At 57.0% G+C, this 17,966-nt stretch carries 22 protein-coding genes; 14 read left to right on the top strand and 8 right to left on the bottom strand.

Annotated features, from left to right (window positions below; translation table 11 throughout):
- Positions 1-2 precede the first annotated feature (2 nt).
- The gene (locus tag ACSQ3H_RS30935) at positions 3-443 is read right to left on the bottom strand and encodes an RbsD/FucU family protein (protein ID WP_436120859.1); all 441 of its coding nucleotides are present in this window, start codon (positions 441-443) and stop codon (positions 3-5) included.
- Positions 444-1,592, bottom strand: coding sequence for an ROK family transcriptional regulator (locus tag ACSQ3H_RS30930; RefSeq protein WP_436121104.1), 1,149 nt, complete (start codon positions 1,590-1,592; stop codon positions 444-446). It lies immediately after the preceding gene.
- A 301-nt stretch (positions 1,593-1,893) separates the two neighbouring features.
- Between ACSQ3H_RS30930 and ACSQ3H_RS30925 the strand changes: the two genes are divergently transcribed.
- From ACSQ3H_RS30925 to ACSQ3H_RS30860, 14 genes are all read left to right on the top strand, one after another.
- On the top strand, positions 1,894-2,928 hold the full coding sequence (locus tag ACSQ3H_RS30925; protein WP_436120858.1) for a sugar ABC transporter substrate-binding protein: 1,035 nt from the start codon (positions 1,894-1,896) through the stop codon (positions 2,926-2,928).
- 249 nt (positions 2,929-3,177) lie between these two features.
- Positions 3,178-4,260, top strand: a complete 1,083-nt coding sequence (locus ACSQ3H_RS30920; RefSeq protein WP_436120857.1) for an ABC transporter permease — start codon at positions 3,178-3,180, stop codon at positions 4,258-4,260.
- Entirely contained in the window at positions 4,260-5,039 is a 780-nt protein-coding gene (locus tag ACSQ3H_RS30915) for an ATP-binding cassette domain-containing protein (RefSeq protein WP_436120856.1), read from the top strand. The genes ACSQ3H_RS30920 and ACSQ3H_RS30915 overlap by 1 nt, the downstream gene beginning before the upstream one ends.
- A 24-nt stretch (positions 5,040-5,063) precedes the next feature.
- Complete coding sequence (locus ACSQ3H_RS30910; protein WP_436120855.1) at positions 5,064-5,753, top strand: D-lyxose/D-mannose family sugar isomerase; 690 nt, start codon at positions 5,064-5,066, stop codon at positions 5,751-5,753.
- A 13-nt stretch (positions 5,754-5,766) separates the two neighbouring features.
- Positions 5,767-6,393: a nucleoside triphosphate hydrolase gene (locus ACSQ3H_RS30905; protein ID WP_436120854.1), complete on the top strand. Its 627-nt coding sequence runs from the start codon at positions 5,767-5,769 to the stop codon at positions 6,391-6,393.
- 240 nt (positions 6,394-6,633) lie between these two features.
- Positions 6,634-7,401, top strand: coding sequence for an SDR family NAD(P)-dependent oxidoreductase (locus ACSQ3H_RS30900; RefSeq protein WP_436120853.1), 768 nt, complete (start codon positions 6,634-6,636; stop codon positions 7,399-7,401).
- A complete protein-coding gene (locus tag ACSQ3H_RS30895) occupies positions 7,398-8,315 on the top strand; it encodes a 2-dehydro-3-deoxygalactonokinase (protein ID WP_436120852.1) in 918 nt (305 codons plus the stop codon). Before ACSQ3H_RS30900 ends, ACSQ3H_RS30895 begins: the two co-directional genes overlap by 4 nt.
- A 4-nt stretch (positions 8,316-8,319) precedes the next feature.
- A complete protein-coding gene (locus ACSQ3H_RS30890) occupies positions 8,320-8,958 on the top strand; it encodes a 2-dehydro-3-deoxy-6-phosphogalactonate aldolase (RefSeq protein ID WP_436120851.1) in 639 nt (212 codons plus the stop codon).
- 5 nt (positions 8,959-8,963) lie between these two features.
- A complete protein-coding gene (locus tag ACSQ3H_RS30885) occupies positions 8,964-9,836 on the top strand; it encodes an SMP-30/gluconolactonase/LRE family protein (protein WP_436120850.1) in 873 nt (290 codons plus the stop codon).
- A 128-nt stretch (positions 9,837-9,964) separates the two neighbouring features.
- On the top strand, positions 9,965-10,468 hold the full coding sequence (locus ACSQ3H_RS30880) for a ferritin-like domain-containing protein (protein WP_436120849.1): 504 nt from the start codon (positions 9,965-9,967) through the stop codon (positions 10,466-10,468).
- 413 nt (positions 10,469-10,881) lie between these two features.
- Positions 10,882-11,727, top strand: coding sequence for a transporter substrate-binding domain-containing protein (locus tag ACSQ3H_RS30875; RefSeq protein ID WP_436120848.1), 846 nt, complete (start codon positions 10,882-10,884; stop codon positions 11,725-11,727).
- A gap of 67 nt (positions 11,728-11,794) precedes the next feature.
- Positions 11,795-12,457 carry an amino acid ABC transporter permease gene (locus ACSQ3H_RS30870; RefSeq protein ID WP_436120847.1) on the top strand — a complete coding sequence of 221 codons (663 nt, stop codon included), beginning with the start codon at positions 11,795-11,797 and terminating at the stop codon, positions 12,455-12,457.
- 4 nt (positions 12,458-12,461) lie between these two features.
- Entirely contained in the window at positions 12,462-13,124 is a 663-nt protein-coding gene (locus tag ACSQ3H_RS30865) for an amino acid ABC transporter permease (protein WP_436120846.1), read from the top strand.
- Between the two features lie 11 nt (positions 13,125-13,135).
- Positions 13,136-13,906 carry an amino acid ABC transporter ATP-binding protein gene (locus ACSQ3H_RS30860; protein WP_436120845.1) on the top strand — a complete coding sequence of 257 codons (771 nt, stop codon included), beginning with the start codon at positions 13,136-13,138 and terminating at the stop codon, positions 13,904-13,906.
- On the opposite strand, the gene ACSQ3H_RS30855 is transcribed toward ACSQ3H_RS30860, so the two are convergent.
- From ACSQ3H_RS30855 to ACSQ3H_RS30830, 6 genes are all read right to left on the bottom strand, one after another.
- Positions 13,903-14,298 carry a DoxX family protein gene (locus ACSQ3H_RS30855; protein ID WP_436120844.1) on the bottom strand — a complete coding sequence of 132 codons (396 nt, stop codon included), beginning with the start codon at positions 14,296-14,298 and terminating at the stop codon, positions 13,903-13,905. The two genes, ACSQ3H_RS30860 and ACSQ3H_RS30855, sit on opposite strands and share 4 nt — an antisense overlap.
- Positions 14,299-14,407: 109 nt before the next feature.
- Positions 14,408-14,683: a hypothetical protein gene (locus ACSQ3H_RS30850; protein WP_436120843.1), complete on the bottom strand. Its 276-nt coding sequence runs from the start codon at positions 14,681-14,683 to the stop codon at positions 14,408-14,410.
- Positions 14,684-14,766: 83 nt separating this feature from the next.
- Positions 14,767-15,108: a hypothetical protein gene (locus tag ACSQ3H_RS30845; protein ID WP_436120842.1), complete on the bottom strand. Its 342-nt coding sequence runs from the start codon at positions 15,106-15,108 to the stop codon at positions 14,767-14,769.
- A 141-nt stretch (positions 15,109-15,249) separates the two neighbouring features.
- Entirely contained in the window at positions 15,250-15,612 is a 363-nt protein-coding gene (locus ACSQ3H_RS30840) for a nuclear transport factor 2 family protein (protein ID WP_436120841.1), read from the bottom strand.
- Between the two features lie 31 nt (positions 15,613-15,643).
- On the bottom strand, positions 15,644-16,120 hold the full coding sequence (locus tag ACSQ3H_RS30835; protein WP_436120840.1) for a carboxymuconolactone decarboxylase family protein: 477 nt from the start codon (positions 16,118-16,120) through the stop codon (positions 15,644-15,646).
- Between the two features lie 132 nt (positions 16,121-16,252).
- A complete protein-coding gene (locus ACSQ3H_RS30830) occupies positions 16,253-17,800 on the bottom strand; it encodes an alpha/beta fold hydrolase (RefSeq protein WP_436120839.1) in 1,548 nt (515 codons plus the stop codon).
- Positions 17,801-17,966 lie beyond the last annotated feature (166 nt).

The following is a 17,966-nucleotide window of genomic DNA, read 5'->3' as shown; positions in this document are numbered from 1 at the left end:
CTCTAAATCTCTTTTCCTGGATAAATGACACCCTTGCGGATGATGATATTGGCATAAAGCCGTGGCTCGCCCGTCGCAATGATGGTGTGGGCGTTTTTCACACGCGCATAAAAGTTATCACCATCGAGCGCAACCAGCGCAAAGCCCGGCACGCGCCGCGCGCAGACAGTTTCCATTTCTTCGTGCACGGGATCCGCCAGCGGAGCATTGCCCTTCACTGACGCGCGAAACAGTGCTTGCTGCACGAAGTCGTCGACCGGCAAGACCTGCAGTATGGCATCGAGCAACGGGATCAGCGGCAGGCCGTCGGCACGGATCAGCCGCCTTGCGTGCTCGAGCGCGGGATAATTGCCGTCGACAAGCGCGATCTCGTCGCCGTGACCCATGGCGCGCAATGTCGCCAAAAGCTCCGGCCCCAGCATGGGCGGAATACCGATCAACACTTAACTACCCTTCCTGAAAAGTTTCTGTCCCAGAAGATACCGCTCCGACAGCGGCAGACTTGCGGCGCCGAGCGCTCTCGCGTGAATACCAACCGTTCCTTCGAAGATCGCCGGCAATTGAATGCCCTCCAGATCGAATGTTTCGACGTGCCTGCGCACGGCGTCGACAATCCGCGCACGCACGCTTTCCGGCATCCAGCCATCGATAATGGCCGCCTCGAAATCCACCACCGACGACGACGCGATAACGGCCTGCGCGATCGCCCTGCCAGCACGGTCGATCCACGCGTCCAGTTCTGCGCCCATCTCGCCCCAGTCTTCGGGCGAAGCCCAGAGCGGCGAGGGGTCCCGGCCGAGCTCCGTGACGTCACGTTCAAGTGCGGTGATCGAGGCGATATCGATCAACTGCCGCGCGGTACCGTCCGGTCCGGGTACTGGCATCGAGCCCAACGCACCGGCATTGCCGCTGCGCCCCGCATAGAGACTGCCGTTGATGACGATGCCGCCACCAATGAAGGACCCGATGTAGAAATAGACGAAATCATTGATGTCCTTGGTCTGGCCGAACACAAGTTCAGCCCCGCAGGCGGCGGTCATATCGTTCTGCAGGTACACCGGAAACGAACACAGCGCCGCTACCCTTGCGCGAATATCGCAGCCGCGCCATTCATCCATGATCTCCTGCGGTGCACCGACGGTGTCGGCCCATTTCCACAGTTCGAAGGGCGCCGCGATGCCAATTCCGGCAATCCGCTCGCGCTGTTTTGGTGTTAGCCCTTCCACCATCTGCGTTATGCCTGCCGCGGCGAAGCGGAAGATTGGTTCGGGTGCAGGATAATCATAAGGCATATGCAGCATCGAACGGATGCGGCCGAGAAAGTCGATGAGCACGAGATCGGCACTGCGTCGACCTATCTTCAGGCCGAAGAAAAACGCCCCTTCCGGATTGAGTGACATGGGGATCAACGGCTGGCCAATGCGACCCCGCAACGGCTCTTCGCGCGACAAAAGCTCGTCGGCTTCAAGCATGCGCATGATGATCGAGCTTGTCTGCGCCGAAAGCCCGGTCATTCTGGCGATCGCGGTCTTGGCAAGACTGCCATGCTGGCGCAACAGCGAAAGCACCACGCGCTCGTTGTGATCGCGCATGCCACTTTGATTGGTACCGTGATGAAGCGTCGGCCTGGTTCCTCCCGTGCCGGTACGCTCCGATACTCGAATACTCAAGGACCGAGTCCTCCCATGAATACGGCGGACAATGGAGATATTGGGGAATGCTGTCAATATTAAATCAGAGTGATTTATTAATGTTGACACAGCGACGAGGCTGGTATTTGCTACGGTCCAGCACTTGGCCGGGAGGATAACTGTCCGAGCTGTTTACGATGAACAAGGGCGCGACCACCGTCGGCCCGTCGCGAATTGGCGCGATTTTTTGGGAGGAAGTGACATGCGTAGAAGCATTTATCTGAAATCGACCATCTTCAGTGCCGCCGCTGTGGCCATCGCTGCCTTTGCCGCTCCGGCACAGGCTGCAGGCGTGGGCGCTTGCCTGATCACCAAGACCGACACCAACCCTTTCTTCGTCAAGATGAAGGAGGGCGCGCTTGCCAAGGCAAAGGAACTTGGCGTTGACCTCAAGACCTATGCCGGCAAGATCGACGGAGACAGCGAAAGCCAGGTTGCCGCGATCGAAACCTGCATCGCCGACGGCGCCAAGGGCATTCTGATTACCGCGTCGGACACGGCCGGCATCGTTTCCTCGGTCAAGCAGGCTCGCGACGCGGGTGTTCTGGTTATCGCCCTCGACACGCCGCTTGATCCAGCTGACGCGGCCGACGCGACATTCGCAACCGACAATCTTCTTGCAGGTGAGCTGATCGGTAAATGGGCTGCAGAAACGCTGGGTGACAAGGCGAAAGACGCCAAGGTCGCGTTCCTCGATCTGACACCGTCGCAGCCGACCGTTGACGTCCTGCGCGACCAGGGCTTCATGAAGGGCTTTGGCATCGATGTTGTTGATATCAACAAGATCGGCGACGAGAAGGATCCGCGCATTGTTGGCCACGACGTCACCAACGGCAACGAAGAGGGCGGCCGCAAGGCGATGGAAAGCCTTCTGCAGAAAGACCCGGACATCAATGTCGTTCACACGATCAATGAGCCCGCTGCTGCCGGCGCTTACGAGGCCTTGAAGGCTGTAGGCAAGGAAAAGGGCGTGCTGATCGTTTCGGTCGATGGCGGTTGCCCCGGCGTCAAGAACGTTGAAGCCGGCGTTATCGGTGCGACGTCGCAGCAGTATCCGCTGATGATGGCAGCTCTTGGCATCGACGCGATCAAGAAGTTCGCCGATACCGGCGAGAAACCCAAGCCTACCGAAGGCAAGTCCTTCTTCGACACGGGTGTTGCGCTTGTCACCGACAAGCCTGCCAAGGGCGTCGAATCCATCGACGTGAAGACCGGCGCATCCAAGTGCTGGGGCTGATCCCGTCAGGTATCAAAACGCTTCCTCTCTTGCCCTCCCCCTTGTGGGGAGGGACGGAGCGAAGCGACGGGGAGGGGCCTTTTTCTAAATGATTTCAAAGGAACCCCTCCCGGCTGCTGCGCAGCCACTCTCCCCACAAGGGGGAGGGTAACCAGTGCCAGCCATGCCGCTTTCGTCCGAAACAAAGAACGATACCTTTTTAAAGATGGTGTAATGTCGTCTTCATAAACATTTCTGGGAGGCCACCCCATGACAGAGACCACGCGAGCTTCGGCGCCGAAGCAGGAATTCGAAAACGTTCTCAGTGAGAGCGCATCGTCCGTCGCCAGTTTCGACAGCGATCACAAGACCCTGCTCGAGCGGACACGCCATTTCCTTCACTCGAGTCCGGCTGCCGTTCCGCTGATTGTTCTCGTGCTGTCACTGCTGATCTTTGCAGTCATCGTCGGACCGCGCTTTTTTACGCCTTTCGCATTGACCCTCATCCTGCAGCAGGTCGCCATCGTCGGTATTGTCGGCGCAGCGCAGACGCTTGTCATCCTGACCGCCGGTATCGACCTTTCCGTCGGGGCCATCATGGTGCTCACATCCGTCGTGATGGGCCAATTCACATTCCGCTATGGCCTGCCTGTCGAACTGTCGATCCTGTGCGGCCTCGCGCTTGGCGCCCTGTGTGGCTTCATCAACGGTGTTCTGATCGCCTATGTGAAACTGCCGCCCTTCATCGTAACCCTCGGCACGTGGCAGATTTTTCTGGCGACGACCTATATTTACTCGGCAAACGAGACGATCCGCGCGCAGGATATCGAGGCAAATGCCCGGCTGCTGCAGTTTTTCGGGGAGAAAATACCCATCGGTAGCGCCACGTTCACCTATGGCGTGTTTGCGATGATCCTGCTGATCGCCATCCTCTGGTACGTCCTCAATCACACCGCCTGGGGCCGCCATGTCTATGCAATCGGCGATGATCCGGAAGCAGCGAAGCTGTCCGGCGTCAGGACCAAGAGTGTTCTCATTTCCGTCTATGTTCTGGCCGGCCTCATCTGCGCCCTGGCGGGCTGGGCACAGATCGGCCGCAATGGCTCGGTCTCGCCGCAGGTTGGCCAGTTTGCCAATATCGAATCCATCACCGCAGTGGTGATCGGCGGCATGTCGTTGTTCGGCGGCCGCGGATCGATCCTCGGCATGCTCTTCGGCGCGCTGATCGTTGGTGTCTTTTCCTTCGGCATGCGCATGTACGGCACGGATGTGCAATGGACCTACTTGATGATCGGCGTGTTGATCATCTCGGCTGTGGCAATCGACCAGTGGATCAGAAAGGTAGCGGGCTAATGACAAGAGAACCCATCCTTACCGCACGCGGCCTGGTAAAACGTTATGGCCGCGTCACCGCCCTCGATCATGCGGATTTCGATCTCTATGCCGGGGAGGTACTGGCGGTCATTGGCGACAACGGCGCTGGAAAATCTTCGCTGATCAAGGTCATTTCCGGAGCTGTCCATCCCGACGAGGGGGAAATCACACTGGATGGCAAGCCCGTGCATTTCCGCTCGCCCATGCAGGCGCGCGATGCCGGTATCGAAACCGTCTATCAGAATCTCGCATTGTCCCCGGCGCTTTCCATTGCTGACAACATGTTTCTTGGCCGCGAAATTAGAAAGCCCGGTATTGCCGGCAGTCTGTTTCGCATGCTCGACCGCAAGACCATGGAGAAGCGGGCACGGGACAAGCTGACCGAACTCGGGCTGATGACCATCCAGAACATCGGCCAGGCAGTAGAAACACTTTCCGGCGGCCAGCGTCAGGGCGTCGCGGTGGCACGTGCAGCCGCCTTCGGCTCCAAGGTTGTCATCATGGACGAGCCGACCGCAGCGCTCGGTGTCAAGGAATCCCGGCGCGTCCTCGAACTCATCCAGGATGTGAAAAAACGCGGATTGCCGATTGTGCTGATCTCGCACAATATGCCACACGTTTTCGAAGTGGCGGACCGTATCCATATTCATCGCCTCGGCAAGCGCCTTACCGTGATCGACCCGAAGGAATATACGATGTCGGATGCCGTCGCCTTCATGACTGGCGCCAAGGCGCCGCCGGCACAAGCTATTGCATAAAGTGTATAAAGGAAAAAATTGAGAATGAAGCGTTCTGAAGTCAATGAGATCATCCGCGAGAGCGACAAATTTATCCGCTCCTTCGGCTATGTCATGCCGCCCTTCGCCTATTGGTCACCGGAAGAACTGAAGACCCGTACCGCCAGCGATTCCAAGGCGATTCTTCAGGCGCGCCTCGGCTGGGATATCACCGACTACGGTCAAGGCAAGTTCGATGAGCTTGGCCTCTTCCTTTTCACCACCCGCAACGGCAATCAGGAAGACCTGAAAAAGGGCGGCGGCATGCTCTATGCCGAAAAGATCATGATCTCGCGCGAAAAGCAGCTGTCGCCGATGCATCGCCATATCGTCAAGGCAGAAGACATCATCAATCGTGGCGGCGGCACGCTCGTGCTCGAACTGTTCAATTCCAATCCCGACGGCAGCGTCGACGAGAAGACCGATGTCGAGGTGGCCACGGACGGGCGCATCGTTCGCCAGAAAGCTGGTGGTCTGCTCAAGCTGCAGCCGGGCGAAAGCGTCACCCTGCTGCCGGGCAACTGGCACGCTTTCTGGGGCGAGGGCGGCGATGTGCTGATCGGCGAGGTCTCGACGGTCAATGACGATCTCACCGACAATATCTTCCGTGAACCGATCGGCCGTTTCTCCTCCATCGACGAGGACGAGGCGCCGTTGCACCTGCTCGTTTCCGACTACGACAAATGGCTCGCCTGACAAGAACAAATCCATGCTGATCACGCTTGACGAGCTGGTTCCCGAGATACTGGCCCGGGCGGCAAAGACCGACCGGTTGATCGTGGCGATTGCCGGCCCTCCCGGGGCGGGCAAGTCCACAGTCTCCACCTCGCTTTGCGACGCCATCAATGCGCGCGACAAAGGCGCGGCCGCGGTCGTACCGATGGACGGCTTTCACCTCGACAATGTCATTCTCGACGCCCTTGACTTGCGCAAGCGCAAGGGCTCCCCGCCGACATTCGACTGTGCCGGATTCGAGGTGCTGTTGAAGCGTTTGCGCAGCTCAGGCGAAGACATCGTCATCCCGTTATTTGACCGCAAACTGGATCTGGCGCGGGCAGGGGCAGGGATCGTCAAGGCCGGTCAGCGCATCCTTCTGGTCGAAGGCAATTACCTTCTCCTCGATCAATCGCCCTGGGACCGGCTGGCCTCGCGTTTCGATGTGACGGTGTTCCTGCAGGTCGACCGGCTTGAACTGGAGAACCGGCTGGTACAGCGTTGGCTCGGCTTCGGCCACAATGTCGGCTCGGCTCAACAACGTGCCCTGTCGAACGACATGCCCAACGCCGACCTCGTGCTGGAAAAGTCGCGCCCTGCGGATTACACGATCAAGAACTGACTTTTAAAATAGAGGGTGAAATCCGAAACAGTTTTTGCACGAACTTCGACGATTCTTGCACAAGAAGTTCCGAAAATGGCGCAAGAATGTGCGATTCTGGCGCGAAATTTTCAACCGACGCGGGAAATTTGAGTGTGTCTGGTAGTAATTTCGGTCCCTTGACTTTCACCCTCGCAAGATGACAATCCTGCTCGGCCAAATACCGTTCCAATAGTGGAATTTTCTTGTGAGTTTTTCGCCATGATGCCTTCTGCCATATTCCCCGATCTGAAAGACCGCTCCGTCCTCATTACCGGAGGAGGGTCGGGCATCGGTGCCGCGCTGACTGAAGGCTTCATCCGTCAGGGCTCGCGCGTTGCCTTCATAGACATCGCTGAGGAGCCATCACAAGCCCTTGTAGATTCCCTGGACAAACAGTACGGCAACCGGCCATTTTACCTCAAGGCCGATCTTTCCGACATCGAGGCCCTACGGAATGCGATTGCGCAAGCCATTGATAACAATGGACCAATCACCGTACTCGTTAACAATGCGGCTTGGGACGACCGGCACGATATCGACGATGTGACGGTCGAATATTGGGACAAGAACCAGTCGATCAATCTGCGTCCGCAGTTCTTTGCAGCGCAGGCGGTCGTACCCGGCATGCGCCAGTCGGGCGGTGGTTCAATCATCAATTTCACCTCGACCTCCTTCATGATCAATCAGGGCAATCTGCCTGCCTATACGGCAGCCAAGGCTGGAATCATCGGTCTTACCAAGGGGTTGGCGGGCCGGCTCGGACCCGAGAAAATCCGTGTCAACGCCATCGCGCCGGGCTGGGTGATGACTGACCGCCAGCGCTCTCACTGGGTCACGGAAGAAGGCCTCCGAGTCCATCTCAACAAGCAGGTTCTGCGCGAGGAAATCTTGCCCGGAGACATGGTCGGACCGTGCCTTTTCCTTGCTTCCGATGCTGCCCGCATGCTCAGCGCCCAGACGCTGATTGTCGATGGCGGCTACCTGTGAGCGCTATACCCTGCTACGCGCTAAGTGATTGGGGAACAAGCCGTTTTCGCCTCTGGCTGGTGGATGCCGACGGCAACGTGATGGCGGAAAAACGCACCGACGATGGCCTCGATACATCGCGCAATCGCGGTTTTACCGAGACGCTGGAAGGCCATCTTACAGCGCTTGGCGCGCCTGCCAATCTGCCCGTTATCATTTGCGGAATGGCCGGTTCGCGGCAGGGCTGGGTCGAGGCGAATTATGTTCCGGTTCCCGCCGATCTGTCGGCGATTCTTTCCGGCGCAGTAAAAATCGAAGGCATCGCCCGCGACGTGCGGATCATCCCCGGTCTGTCGCAATCGGGGAGTTCTCCAAACGTCATGCGCGGCGAGGAAACCCAGTTGCTTGGCGCGATCCTCGATCGAAATTTATCCAATGGAATCATTGCGATGCCAGGAACCCACTCCAAGTGGGTCGAGCTCGAAGAGGGAAGGGCGAAGAGCTTCTCCACCTACCTCACCGGCGAACTCTACGCGCTTCTTGCCTCGCAATCGATCCTGCGCCATTCCATCGGGGATGCCGCCACTTCCGCGTCGTTTGACCATCCGCAATTCACCGGAGCCGTCAAACTGATGCTGTCCGGGGAGAGGATGCTCGGTGAACTTTTCGGTATTCGCGCTGCGATGTTGCTCGACAATCTGTCCCCGGAAGGTGCTGCATCGCGTCTTTCGGGTCTGCTCATCGGGGCCGAGATAGCCGGCGCAAAGACAAAATCGCATGGCAAGGTAACGCTTGTCGCGTCGGGCGCCATGGCTGCGCTTTATGGCAAGGCACTAACCATTGCCGGGCTCGGATTTGACCTCGTCGATGCCGACGAAGCCGTACGCAAGGGCCTCTTTGTCGCCGCATCTGGCATCTGGCCAGCCAAAGGATAGTCATATGTCTCAAGTCTCCGCTCCCTGGCCGAAGCTGAAACGCGATCTCATCGCCATCCTGCGCGGCGTCAGGCCGGACGAGGTTCTGGCCATCGGCGAAGAACTGGTCGAGGCGGGCATCGACGTTATCGAAGTGCCGCTGAATTCGCCGGATCCCTTCCAATCGATTGAATTGCTTGTGAAAAATCTGCCGTCGCATGTGTTGATCGGCGCGGGTACCGTGCTTGATCCTGCCGATATCGCACGCCTCGGTGCGGCGGGCGGGCGGCTGATGATCAGCCCCAACGTTGATGCCGAGGTGCTGGCCGCCGCAGGCAAAGCAAGCATGGTGACAATGCCCGGCGTCTTCACGCCGACTGAAGCTCTGGCCGCACTGAAGGCAGGCGCGTCCGGCCTCAAGTTCTTCCCGGCCAGTGCGCTCGGCCCCGATGGCATCAAGGCGATCAGTGCCATTTTGCCGAAAGGTACAGTAATCGGCGCCGTTGGCGGTGTCGATGAAACAACCTTTGCCGCTTATAAGGCAGTCGGCGTTCGCACCTTCGGACTTGGCTCAAGCCTCTACAGAGTCGGCGCCTCATCCTCTTTCGTCCGAGGTCGGGCAAAGGCGGCGGTCGAGGCTTATGATCGCATTTTTTCCGAGTGACAATCGTGGAGCAGCCGAAGATCAGTTTATTCCATGACGAGCCCGCCCAACTTGGCGAGGGGCCAGGCTATGATCCGCTGACCAAAACCGTCTGGTGGTTCGATATCGTTACCGGGCGCCTGTTCGAGAAACCCTTGGCCGGCGGCACGGCTGTAGTTCATACGCTTGGGCAAATGGCAAGCGCCCTTGCTGTCATCGATGAGAAGCGGCAGTTGGTCGCCACCGAAACCGGGTTGTTCATCCGGGATCGTCATACGGGCCACACAACGATGCATCAGCCGATCGAGGCCGACAATCCCGCTACCCGCTCCAATGATGCGCGCGTCCATCCCGCCGGAGCGTTTTGGGTCGGCACAATGGGAAAGACGCAGAAGCGAGCAGGTTCGATCTATTGGTATCGCCAAGGCGAATTGCGAAAGCTTTTCAGCGACATATCGATCACGAACTCGATCTGCTTTTCTCCCGACGGCCGCATTTCCTATTTTGCCGACACCGGCAAGAACATCATCTGGCGCGTCGATACAGATCCGGACACGGGCCTGCCCATTGGTGAACCTTTGGTATTTTACCAGCACAAGGAAAAGGGCGGTGTCGATGGATCCGTGGTCGATGCCGATGGGAATTTGTGGAACGCATGCTGGGGAGGCGCATGTATCAACGTCTTTTCGCCAACTGGAAAGCGTATCCGTTCTATCGAAATGCCAGTCCGTCAGCCCTCCTGTCCAGCCTTTGTCAGCGAGGGCAGCGCGAATATCATCGTGACGACTGCCTACCACGAAATGAATGAGACTCTGCACCGGTCAGATCCTGACGCAGGCAAGACCTACCTGGTCGAAATTGCCGGGAAGGGCCGCTTCGATCCGCCGGTGCGATTGTAGTTCAAAAGACGAAGGAACCATTCCCGCGGGTCCTCGTTGTTTCCCTGTGACCAACCGAGAGAGCAACTCTTTGCGGAAGCTGTGAGGCGGCCGAATGGTTGTTCATGTCTGTGACACAGGAGGACGACATGGGATTTTTTTCCAAGGATATAAAGACAATGGACGATCTCTTCGTCCATACCCTGCGTGACATTTACTACGCTGAAAACCAGATCGTGAAGGCCCTACCTGAAATGATAGACAAGGCTTCGGATCAGGAATTGAAGAACGGTTTTGAGAAGCACCTGCAGGAGACCGAGGTGCAGATCGAACGTCTGGAACAAGTGTTCAAGCTACATGGCGTGGATGTCGCCGGCGTGAATTGCCCGGCAATCGATGGCATCCTGGAAGAAGCCGATGATGTCTCGGGCGAGGTCGATGACGATCAGGTTCTGGACGCTGCGCTCATCGCCGCTGGACAGGCAGTCGAGCATTACGAGATCACGCGCTACGGTACGCTTGTTGCCTGGGCGAAACAGCTTGGCCGCAATGATTGCGCGGCACTGCTCCAGCAGAATCTTCAGGAAGAAATGAATACCGACAAGGCCTTGACCGCGATGGCCGAAAGCCGCGTCAACGCCGCAGCGGCTTGATTTAGCTCCGTCCTGCAAAGCCCGCATCGGCCGATGATGCGGGCTTTTTGTTTGGTTCCTGCGGTTGAAATCGGAACCATCATTGTCCGGGTCCGTCGAACTTTCGAATGCGATAAAAACGAGGCTCGTCATGGCAAAGAGCATTGAGGCTGATGAAGCAAACCAGGCAAACAGGGCTATCCGGTCCTCGCCATTCTGACCGTATCGCTCGGACTGGCAGCGCTCGCTTGGCTTGCGGGAGAGGTTTATGGCCAGTTTGTTGCCCACGGCATGTAAACAGTGGAGCTCCCGTCGTCGAATGGCCCTTGACAAGTTGCAGCGGCTGTCATTCTATAAGCAATCCATTATTAGGTACTATATTCCATAATAATGGACAATGAAAAACATTCGCTCGACGAATAGGGGAACTGAAAATGACCAAACGACTGTGCGTTGCGGCCGCTGTAGCCGCCTTCGCGATGCTGCCTTCAATCACGGCGTTCGCCCAGGAAACCAAAAGCAAATTGGATGAAGTACTGGCACGGGGCCATCTGGTTCTAGGCACGGGCAGCACCAATGCCCCATGGCATTTCAAGAGCGCTGACGACAAGCTTCAGGGTTTTGATATCGACATGGGCCACATCATCGCCAAGGCGCTTTTCAACGATCCAGACAAGATCGAATTCGTTAATCAGTCCTCTGATGCGCGCATCCCGAATATCACAACGGACAAGGTCGATATCACCTGTCAGTTCATGACGGTGACTGGCGAACGGGCACAGCAGATCGCTTTCACCATTCCCTATTACCGCGAAGGTGTTGGTCTCATGCTCAAGGCTGACAGCAAATACGCCGAGTATGCCGCGTTGAAAGCCGCGGGTTCCTCGGTCACGATCTCCGTCCTGCAAAATGTCTATGCCGAAAGCATGGTGCATGCGGCGCTGCCCGAAGCCAAGGTCGATCAGTACGAATCCGTAGACCTGATCTATCAGGCCCTTGAGTCCGGCCGGGCTGATGCCGCCGCGACCGATCAATCGTCACTCGCCTGGTACATGACCCAGAATCAGGGCCGCTACAAGGATGCCGGCTATGGCTGGAATCCGCAGACCTATGCCTGCGGCGTCAAGCGCGGGGATCAGGATTGGCTGAACTTCGTCAACACTGCGCTGCACGAAGCAATGACTGGCGTCGAATTCGACTTCTATGCGAAATCGTTCAAGACCTGGTTCGGCAAGGATCTGACCCCTCCGCAAATCGGCTTCCCTGTCGAATACAAGTAGCCCGATCACGCTGCGGCTTCGGAATTTTTCGGAGCCGTTCCTTCTCGTTCCGGACAACAGGAACACTATGGGTTACACGCTCAATTTTGCTGCGGTGTGGCGCAGCTTCGACCTTTTACTCGAAGGGCTGGCGCTCAGCCTTGCCTTGGCCTTTGGCGCGATCCTGATTGGCGCGCTGATTGGCCTTTTCACGGCGTTCTGTCTGGTATCCCGGAACGGATTCATAAAGCGTCCGGCCGGTATCTACGTCACGATCATCCGCAACACGCCGATCCTCGTGCTTGTTCTCTTCACCTATTTCGCTCTACCACAGCTGGGTTTCCGGCTAGGCAAGATCGAAAGTTTCGTCTTCACGCTCGCGCTTTATTCCGGCGCATATCTTGCGGAAGTTTTCCGCGCTGGTCTGCTGTCAATTCCTGTCGGGCTGCGAGAAGCAGGGCTCGCCATCGGGCTCACGGAAATGCAGATTCGCACCTCGATCATCGCGCCGCTGATGTTCCGCAATGTCTTGCCATCGCTCAGCAGTACTATCATCTCGCTGTTCAAAGACACCTCGCTCGCCGCGGCCATCGCCGTGCCAGAGCTGACCTTCGAGGCACGCAAAATCAATGTCGAAACCTTCCGGGTCATCGAGACCTGGATGGTCGCCAGCTGCCTTTACGTTTTCACCTGTTCGATCCTCGCGGCGCTGATGCGCGCTGTCGAGCGCCGCCTGTCATTGCCGAGGTGATCTGATGGATATTGCTCATTTCCTCGACGTTCTCTGGCTGGCCCGCATACCGATCCTTAAAGGCCTTGGCTTCACCATTTCTATCTCGCTGCTGGCGATTTGCTTCGGTACGGTACTTGGGGTCTTTGTCGGTCTTGCTCTGACCTACGGCGTCCGGCCACTGCGCTGGTTCGTTCGTGGCTATACGGATTTTATCCGTGGCACGCCGGTTCTCGTGCTCGTTCTCGCGAGCTATTACGTGCTCGGCACCATCGGTCTCGATCTCGGACCATTCCAGGCAGGCGTTCTGGCACTCGCGGTGTTTTGCAGTTCCCATGTCGGCGAAATCGTCCGTGGTGCCCTGCAATCCATTCCGAAAGGCCAGACGGAAGCCGCCAAGGCGATCGGCCTGACATTCCCGCAAACCTTTGCGTATGTGCTCGGGCCGCAGGCGCTGCGCCAGGTTCTGCCGGCTTGGGTCAACACCGCCGCGGAGATGGTAAAGGCGTCGACATTGCTGTCGATTATCGGCGTTGCTGAACTGCTGCTTCGCACGCAGGAGATCATCTCACGATCATTCATGAGCCTCGAATTCTATTTTTTCGCCGGCTTTCTCTATTTCATCATCAACTATGCCATCGAGCGTTTTGGCCGCTACGTCGAACGCAAGACCGCTGTTCCATCCTGAGGCGACAAACGATGACAAACAATCTTCTTGAAATCCGCGACCTGCACAAAAGCTACGGCGATGTCGAGGTCCTGAAAGGCGTCGATTGCACCATGACACAGGGCGACGTCATCAGCATCATCGGCTCCAGTGGCTCGGGCAAGACGACGATGCTGCGCTGTATCAACATGCTGGAGGAATTCCAGGGCGGCTCGATCAGCATCGACGGCCAGGAAATTGGCTACGAGATCGTTGGGGGCCAGCGCCGCCGCAAGAAGGAGAAAGAAATTGCACGCCAACGGGCGCTGACCGGCATGGCGTTCCAGCAATTCAACCTGTTTCCGCATATGTCAGCCGCCCGCAATATCATGCTGGGCCTGATGAAGGTGAAAAAGCTGAGCAAGGAGGAAGCGCGCGCCGTCGCCGAGAAATGGCTGGACCGGGTCGGACTTGGAACACGTGCCGATCATTTCCCCGGCCAGCTATCGGGCGGCCAGCAGCAGCGTGTCGCGATCGCCCGGGCTATCGCCATGAACCCCAAACTCATGCTTTTTGATGAGGTCACATCGGCGCTCGATCCCGAGCTTGTCAACGAGGTTTTGCAGGTCATCAAGACACTGGCTCAAGATGGAATGAGCATGCTGCTTGTCACCCACGAGATGCGCTTCGCCTACGAAGTTTCCAACCGCGTCATCTTCATGAACCAGGGACGCATCGGCGAGGAAGGCAACCCGCGCGAGATGTTTCATAAGCCGAAGAGCGAACGGCTCGCCGAATTCCTCAAGACATCAAGTTTTGGCTAACGCTCGTCGCGCTTCCGCCATTCATCGACTGACAATGCACCCGGACCGAACGCGATCAACGCCAGAAACCCGCCGGCAATGGCGATATTCTTGTTGAAATTGATCAACTGTTCGAGATTTCCGAAGTCGGTATGGAACAAAAGGGCCGTCAGCAGACAGAACCCTGCAAGCGCGATCGCCGCGTAACGGGTCATGAAACCCATTGCGATAAGGATTCCGCCACCCAGTTCGGTGACAATGACGAGAGGCAATAGCGTCGCTGAAACGCCATTGGCTTCCATATAGGCGCCGGTACCGGCATAGTCGGCAATCTTACCCCAGCCCTCCATGACGAAAATATAAGCAAGGAACAGTCTGGCCAGCAATGCAACGGGTGCTTGAAAACTTTCCATGCTATCCTCCGCTAACGAAGCTACAAGAATTGTATGTGTCAGTAACACCGAAAATGACCATTCTATTCGAAACAAACAACTGCAACATGGCACTATCTCTGGCGATAGATCAGTGGCCGAAAAAGAACCGGATCGCATCAAATACAGCCATCGCAACAATCGCTGTAGTCAGGGCAAGGCCAAGGCCCCGCTCAAAATTGCCGAGCCGATTGGTCGTCTGGATAAGCTTGCCATCCCAATAGAGATTGCCGGTCTCTTCGTGAATGCCGAACAGGGCGCTGCCTTTCAGCGAAAGTTGCCTCACATTGCGGGGCCAATGGGATGGCACAGGTTCACGTGAAAATCGGCCGTTCCGATGATCGGGAAAGTCAGTCTCTAATCGCATTGCAGGATCTCCTTGATGGCCGGCAACACAACAGGCAGTTGGCTGCAAATCAAGAGGCGAAACCAAGTAATCGCAAGTGTCGGTTAACGCTCCACCAGCAATCGAACGGCATCGATAAGGATTGCCAGAAAAACGCCCGACCCGGTGGTGATCACGCCATTCAGGAATAGCCGGCTGGCTCTGTCGTAGATTACTTTCTTCAGTGATGACGTTTGCAGAAGCAAAGCCAGGGAGCGCAGTTGAAGAACGATGCCTATTGCTATGAAGATAAGCGTCGGCAGGTCGGCAAGTTTCCACGGTATTGGATTACTGGCCCACTGCGTAAGAAAGCCTAAGGAAAATGAAAGCACGACACCGACGACGGTAATCGTGCCGTTGCGGAAAAGCGTCTCTATGAGGTGCTCGTCGTCATCGTTGAGATTCATTTCCGGCTCTCCATTCCGACGACTATCCACTCTTTTGTGCGACAATCAACCGTGCTTTGGTATGAGAACAAATCGATGAGCAGCGATCACGGAAACCAGGCTCGGCCACGGAGGGAGCCGTGCCCGGTTCCCGGATCCCAGCTATTCATCCCAAGCCTGAATAACCGTCTGTCGGGCAATCAACCCGTCCTTCAGGTCGACAAACGCCATGCAGAACACTTTCGCGCCGTCGGGATAGGTGCAGTCCTGCGTAAAGGCGAGGCGGTTACCCTCGGCAATCCGCGTGTCAACCTTGTGGGTCATCGTTCGGCTGCAAATATCGTCCCAGAAGGTTCCGATTGCGGTTCTGCCCTTGATTTCCCGTGGCCTGCTGGGTGGGTTGTTCCGGTCCATTACCTGCACGACCGCGTCATTGGCATAAAGGCTAGCCAATTTGTGGCCATCGCGTCCCTCGATGGCGTTTTTGAGAACAACCCCAACGTTTTCCATTGTTTGAATAGACATATCTTCCTCCATTTAGTTGACGTCAGCGGCTTTATTTCTTTGTCGTTCCCGTGGCGTGCTTCATTAGCGCGTCTGTCTCCGTTTGGAACGTAGCCAGATCGACCTGCATTCCATTTAGCATTGTGCTCCAGTGACGCACGATGGCTGACATCGCTACAGACTCACGAATCTCTTCATCCGTTGCACCGTTGGCTTTCGCAGCTGCGGTATGGAAATAGATGCAATACTGGCATGGTATCTGAGAAGCGACGGCGAGCCCGATCAATTCCTTGGTCTTACCATCGAGTTGGGTTTCCGGATTGAGTTGCACCGCCTTGATCTCAGCCCATGCCCCGGCAACGCCGGCTTCCGGCAGTATCTTGAACATTGTGGGAACGGAGCCAAGCGTCTTTTCGATATCCTGATAGGCTGCTTGCGCCGTGGTATCCCCGGCAAGAGCTGGTGCAGTCACCGCAAAAATGCTTGGCGCAGCGATGAGCAAAGTGTTTGCAAATCTGGACCTGAACATTTTATCCTCCTTGTTTGCCTGCGGGGTCCGGAAATCTTTCCGGATCCGCCGCGCAAACGATAGAGCTTTTAGCCAGGGTAAACTTCGCCTGAAAGCATTACTCCGGCGATGGCCCGAACGGACCAGTGATATCTAGGTCTTTGGTTGCCTTGCGCTGAGTGCGGCCGCGGCAGCCCGCGTTGGCAGGTCCAGTTTGAGCAACATATTGGCAACGTGGCGTTTTACAGTGTGTTCGCTGAGGTCGAGTTCGGCTGCTATGGCCGAATTGCTCATGCCATTTGCCACAAGCCCCAGAACTTCTCGCTCGCGCGTTGTCAGCACATCCAGTGACGGCTTGTCCTTCCGGTTCTTGACCGGTTCAAGATGCTGTTCCGCCGCAACGGCAAGAACCCGCAATGCCGAGTCCACCCCTTGCAAGCCGACAGCGCATCGCTCGGCGAAACGCAGGCTCGATCCAGCCGCGAGATCGGCAACAAGGCTTGAGACCAGCACGTCTCCCGGCTGAGCGGCAGCGGCAACACGCTCCGTTACATGAATCGCAGATCCCGTCATAAGATCGCTGGAGGCTTCGATTTCACCCGCATGAACACCTTGGGCAAGGCGAAGATCGAGCCGATCGGCGGCCTCCCGCAGGGCGAGAGCGCATTCCGTTGCGCGTGCAGCACCATCGAACCTCACCGTAATTCTCTCCGGCTCCCAACTGATCCCTTGTCCACCATGATGCGCGATGAGATTATTTGCCATTGCGCGGAAGCTTTCCAGACGTTCCCGCCACTGATGATCATTGATGCCCGCTGTTATTTGCCTAGCGCCGCGAACACGAACGACCAGAAGTGCAACGAGGACGCGATCGCCGCTCAGCACCCGCCGCTCGCCAGTCAGGAACTCTTCGATCACGTCCGCTACGCGGTCGGTATCACCCATCCAGATCGGATGCTCATTACCCGGAACACCGGCAAAAACCGCTCCTGGTATATTAGCAGCCAGATAGCGGCCGGCCTCCGCGTTGACATGAATGTCTTCCAACCTGTGAATGACAAGTGTTGGTGCCCTTATACCCGGCAGCACGCCACGAATGTCAATTTCAGCATTCATTTGCGCCAGCGCTACGGCCGATGAGGGACTTGCCGACAGCCGCTCGTACCGCGCCCACCAATCGAGGAACTGTTGATCGGTAGCGCGGTCCGGCGAAAAGCGGGAAAGCGTCGCGCCGCGCCCCCAGCTCGTATCGATACCCCTCAGAAACTCAGCAAAAGGTGCCGGTGCAAGCACCGAATTATGAAAGTGAGCATACCCGCCATAGAGCAAGAGTGCGCGCATGCGCTTGGGATGAGACGCCGCAAACACCGCCGAAATAGCCGCACCATCGGCTTCGCCGAGCACGGCCGCTCTGCCGCTTCCTGCTGCGTCCAATACGGCCAGCATATCGTCGACGCTGCCGCGGAAGCCCCGCGCTTGGGTCCGGTCACTCAAACCAGTTCCGCGCTTGTCGAAAAGGATAAGCCGCGAGAACACAGATAGACGTTCGACTAAATGCACAAATCCGGGACTTTCCCATAGGATCTCAAGATTAGTAACGAAGCCAGGCACGAAAATGAGATCGAACGCTCCTTGACCAATCACCTGGTAGGCGATGCGGAGTTCTCCATTTCGCGTATATCTGGTCTCGACCGCTCTCACCGGTATACCTGCTCGAGAGGGCTATTGACGCATTCTACCATGATTACACGGGAGTGTCAGATGGCGGCCAGGGTTCAAAAGCTCATCGCGAACGCTGTTCTGTCGGCGCAACGTTTCCAACCATCTATGAGTTCCATAACAACTCTTATGTGATCATGTGTTGTAG

Origin of the sequence: Phyllobacterium sp. LjRoot231 (genome assembly GCF_964253365.1) — a bacterium.
GTDB lineage: Bacteria > Pseudomonadota > Alphaproteobacteria > Rhizobiales > Rhizobiaceae > Phyllobacterium.
This window is presented reverse-complemented; position numbering and strand designations above follow the sequence as displayed.

Coding starts and splice junctions, on each gene's coding strand:
- ACSQ3H_RS30860 (WP_436120845.1), top strand. CDS start 13,136: ATGACAAACAATCTTCTTGAAATCCGCGACCTGCACAAAAGCTACGGC.
- ACSQ3H_RS30925 (WP_436120858.1), top strand. CDS start 1,894: ATGCGTAGAAGCATTTATCTGAAATCGACCATCTTCAGTGCCGCCGCT.
- ACSQ3H_RS30835 (WP_436120840.1), bottom strand. CDS start 16,120: ATGTTCAGGTCCAGATTTGCAAACACTTTGCTCATCGCTGCGCCAAGC.
- ACSQ3H_RS30855 (WP_436120844.1), bottom strand. CDS start 14,298: ATGGAAAGTTTTCAAGCACCCGTTGCATTGCTGGCCAGACTGTTCCTT.
- ACSQ3H_RS30880 (WP_436120849.1), top strand. CDS start 9,965: ATGGGATTTTTTTCCAAGGATATAAAGACAATGGACGATCTCTTCGTC.
- ACSQ3H_RS30905 (WP_436120854.1), top strand. CDS start 5,767: ATGCTGATCACGCTTGACGAGCTGGTTCCCGAGATACTGGCCCGGGCG.
- ACSQ3H_RS30910 (WP_436120855.1), top strand. CDS start 5,064: ATGAAGCGTTCTGAAGTCAATGAGATCATCCGCGAGAGCGACAAATTT.
- ACSQ3H_RS30850 (WP_436120843.1), bottom strand. CDS start 14,683: ATGCGATTAGAGACTGACTTTCCCGATCATCGGAACGGCCGATTTTCA.
- ACSQ3H_RS30920 (WP_436120857.1), top strand. CDS start 3,178: ATGACAGAGACCACGCGAGCTTCGGCGCCGAAGCAGGAATTCGAAAAC.
- ACSQ3H_RS30865 (WP_436120846.1), top strand. CDS start 12,462: ATGGATATTGCTCATTTCCTCGACGTTCTCTGGCTGGCCCGCATACCG.
- ACSQ3H_RS30900 (WP_436120853.1), top strand. CDS start 6,634: ATGATGCCTTCTGCCATATTCCCCGATCTGAAAGACCGCTCCGTCCTC.
- ACSQ3H_RS30930 (WP_436121104.1), bottom strand. CDS start 1,592: ATGCGCGATCACAACGAGCGCGTGGTGCTTTCGCTGTTGCGCCAGCAT.
- ACSQ3H_RS30840 (WP_436120841.1), bottom strand. CDS start 15,612: ATGTCTATTCAAACAATGGAAAACGTTGGGGTTGTTCTCAAAAACGCC.
- ACSQ3H_RS30875 (WP_436120848.1), top strand. CDS start 10,882: ATGACCAAACGACTGTGCGTTGCGGCCGCTGTAGCCGCCTTCGCGATG.
- ACSQ3H_RS30870 (WP_436120847.1), top strand. CDS start 11,795: ATGGGTTACACGCTCAATTTTGCTGCGGTGTGGCGCAGCTTCGACCTT.
- ACSQ3H_RS30845 (WP_436120842.1), bottom strand. CDS start 15,108: ATGAATCTCAACGATGACGACGAGCACCTCATAGAGACGCTTTTCCGC.
- ACSQ3H_RS30915 (WP_436120856.1), top strand. CDS start 4,260: ATGACAAGAGAACCCATCCTTACCGCACGCGGCCTGGTAAAACGTTAT.
- ACSQ3H_RS30890 (WP_436120851.1), top strand. CDS start 8,320: ATGTCTCAAGTCTCCGCTCCCTGGCCGAAGCTGAAACGCGATCTCATC.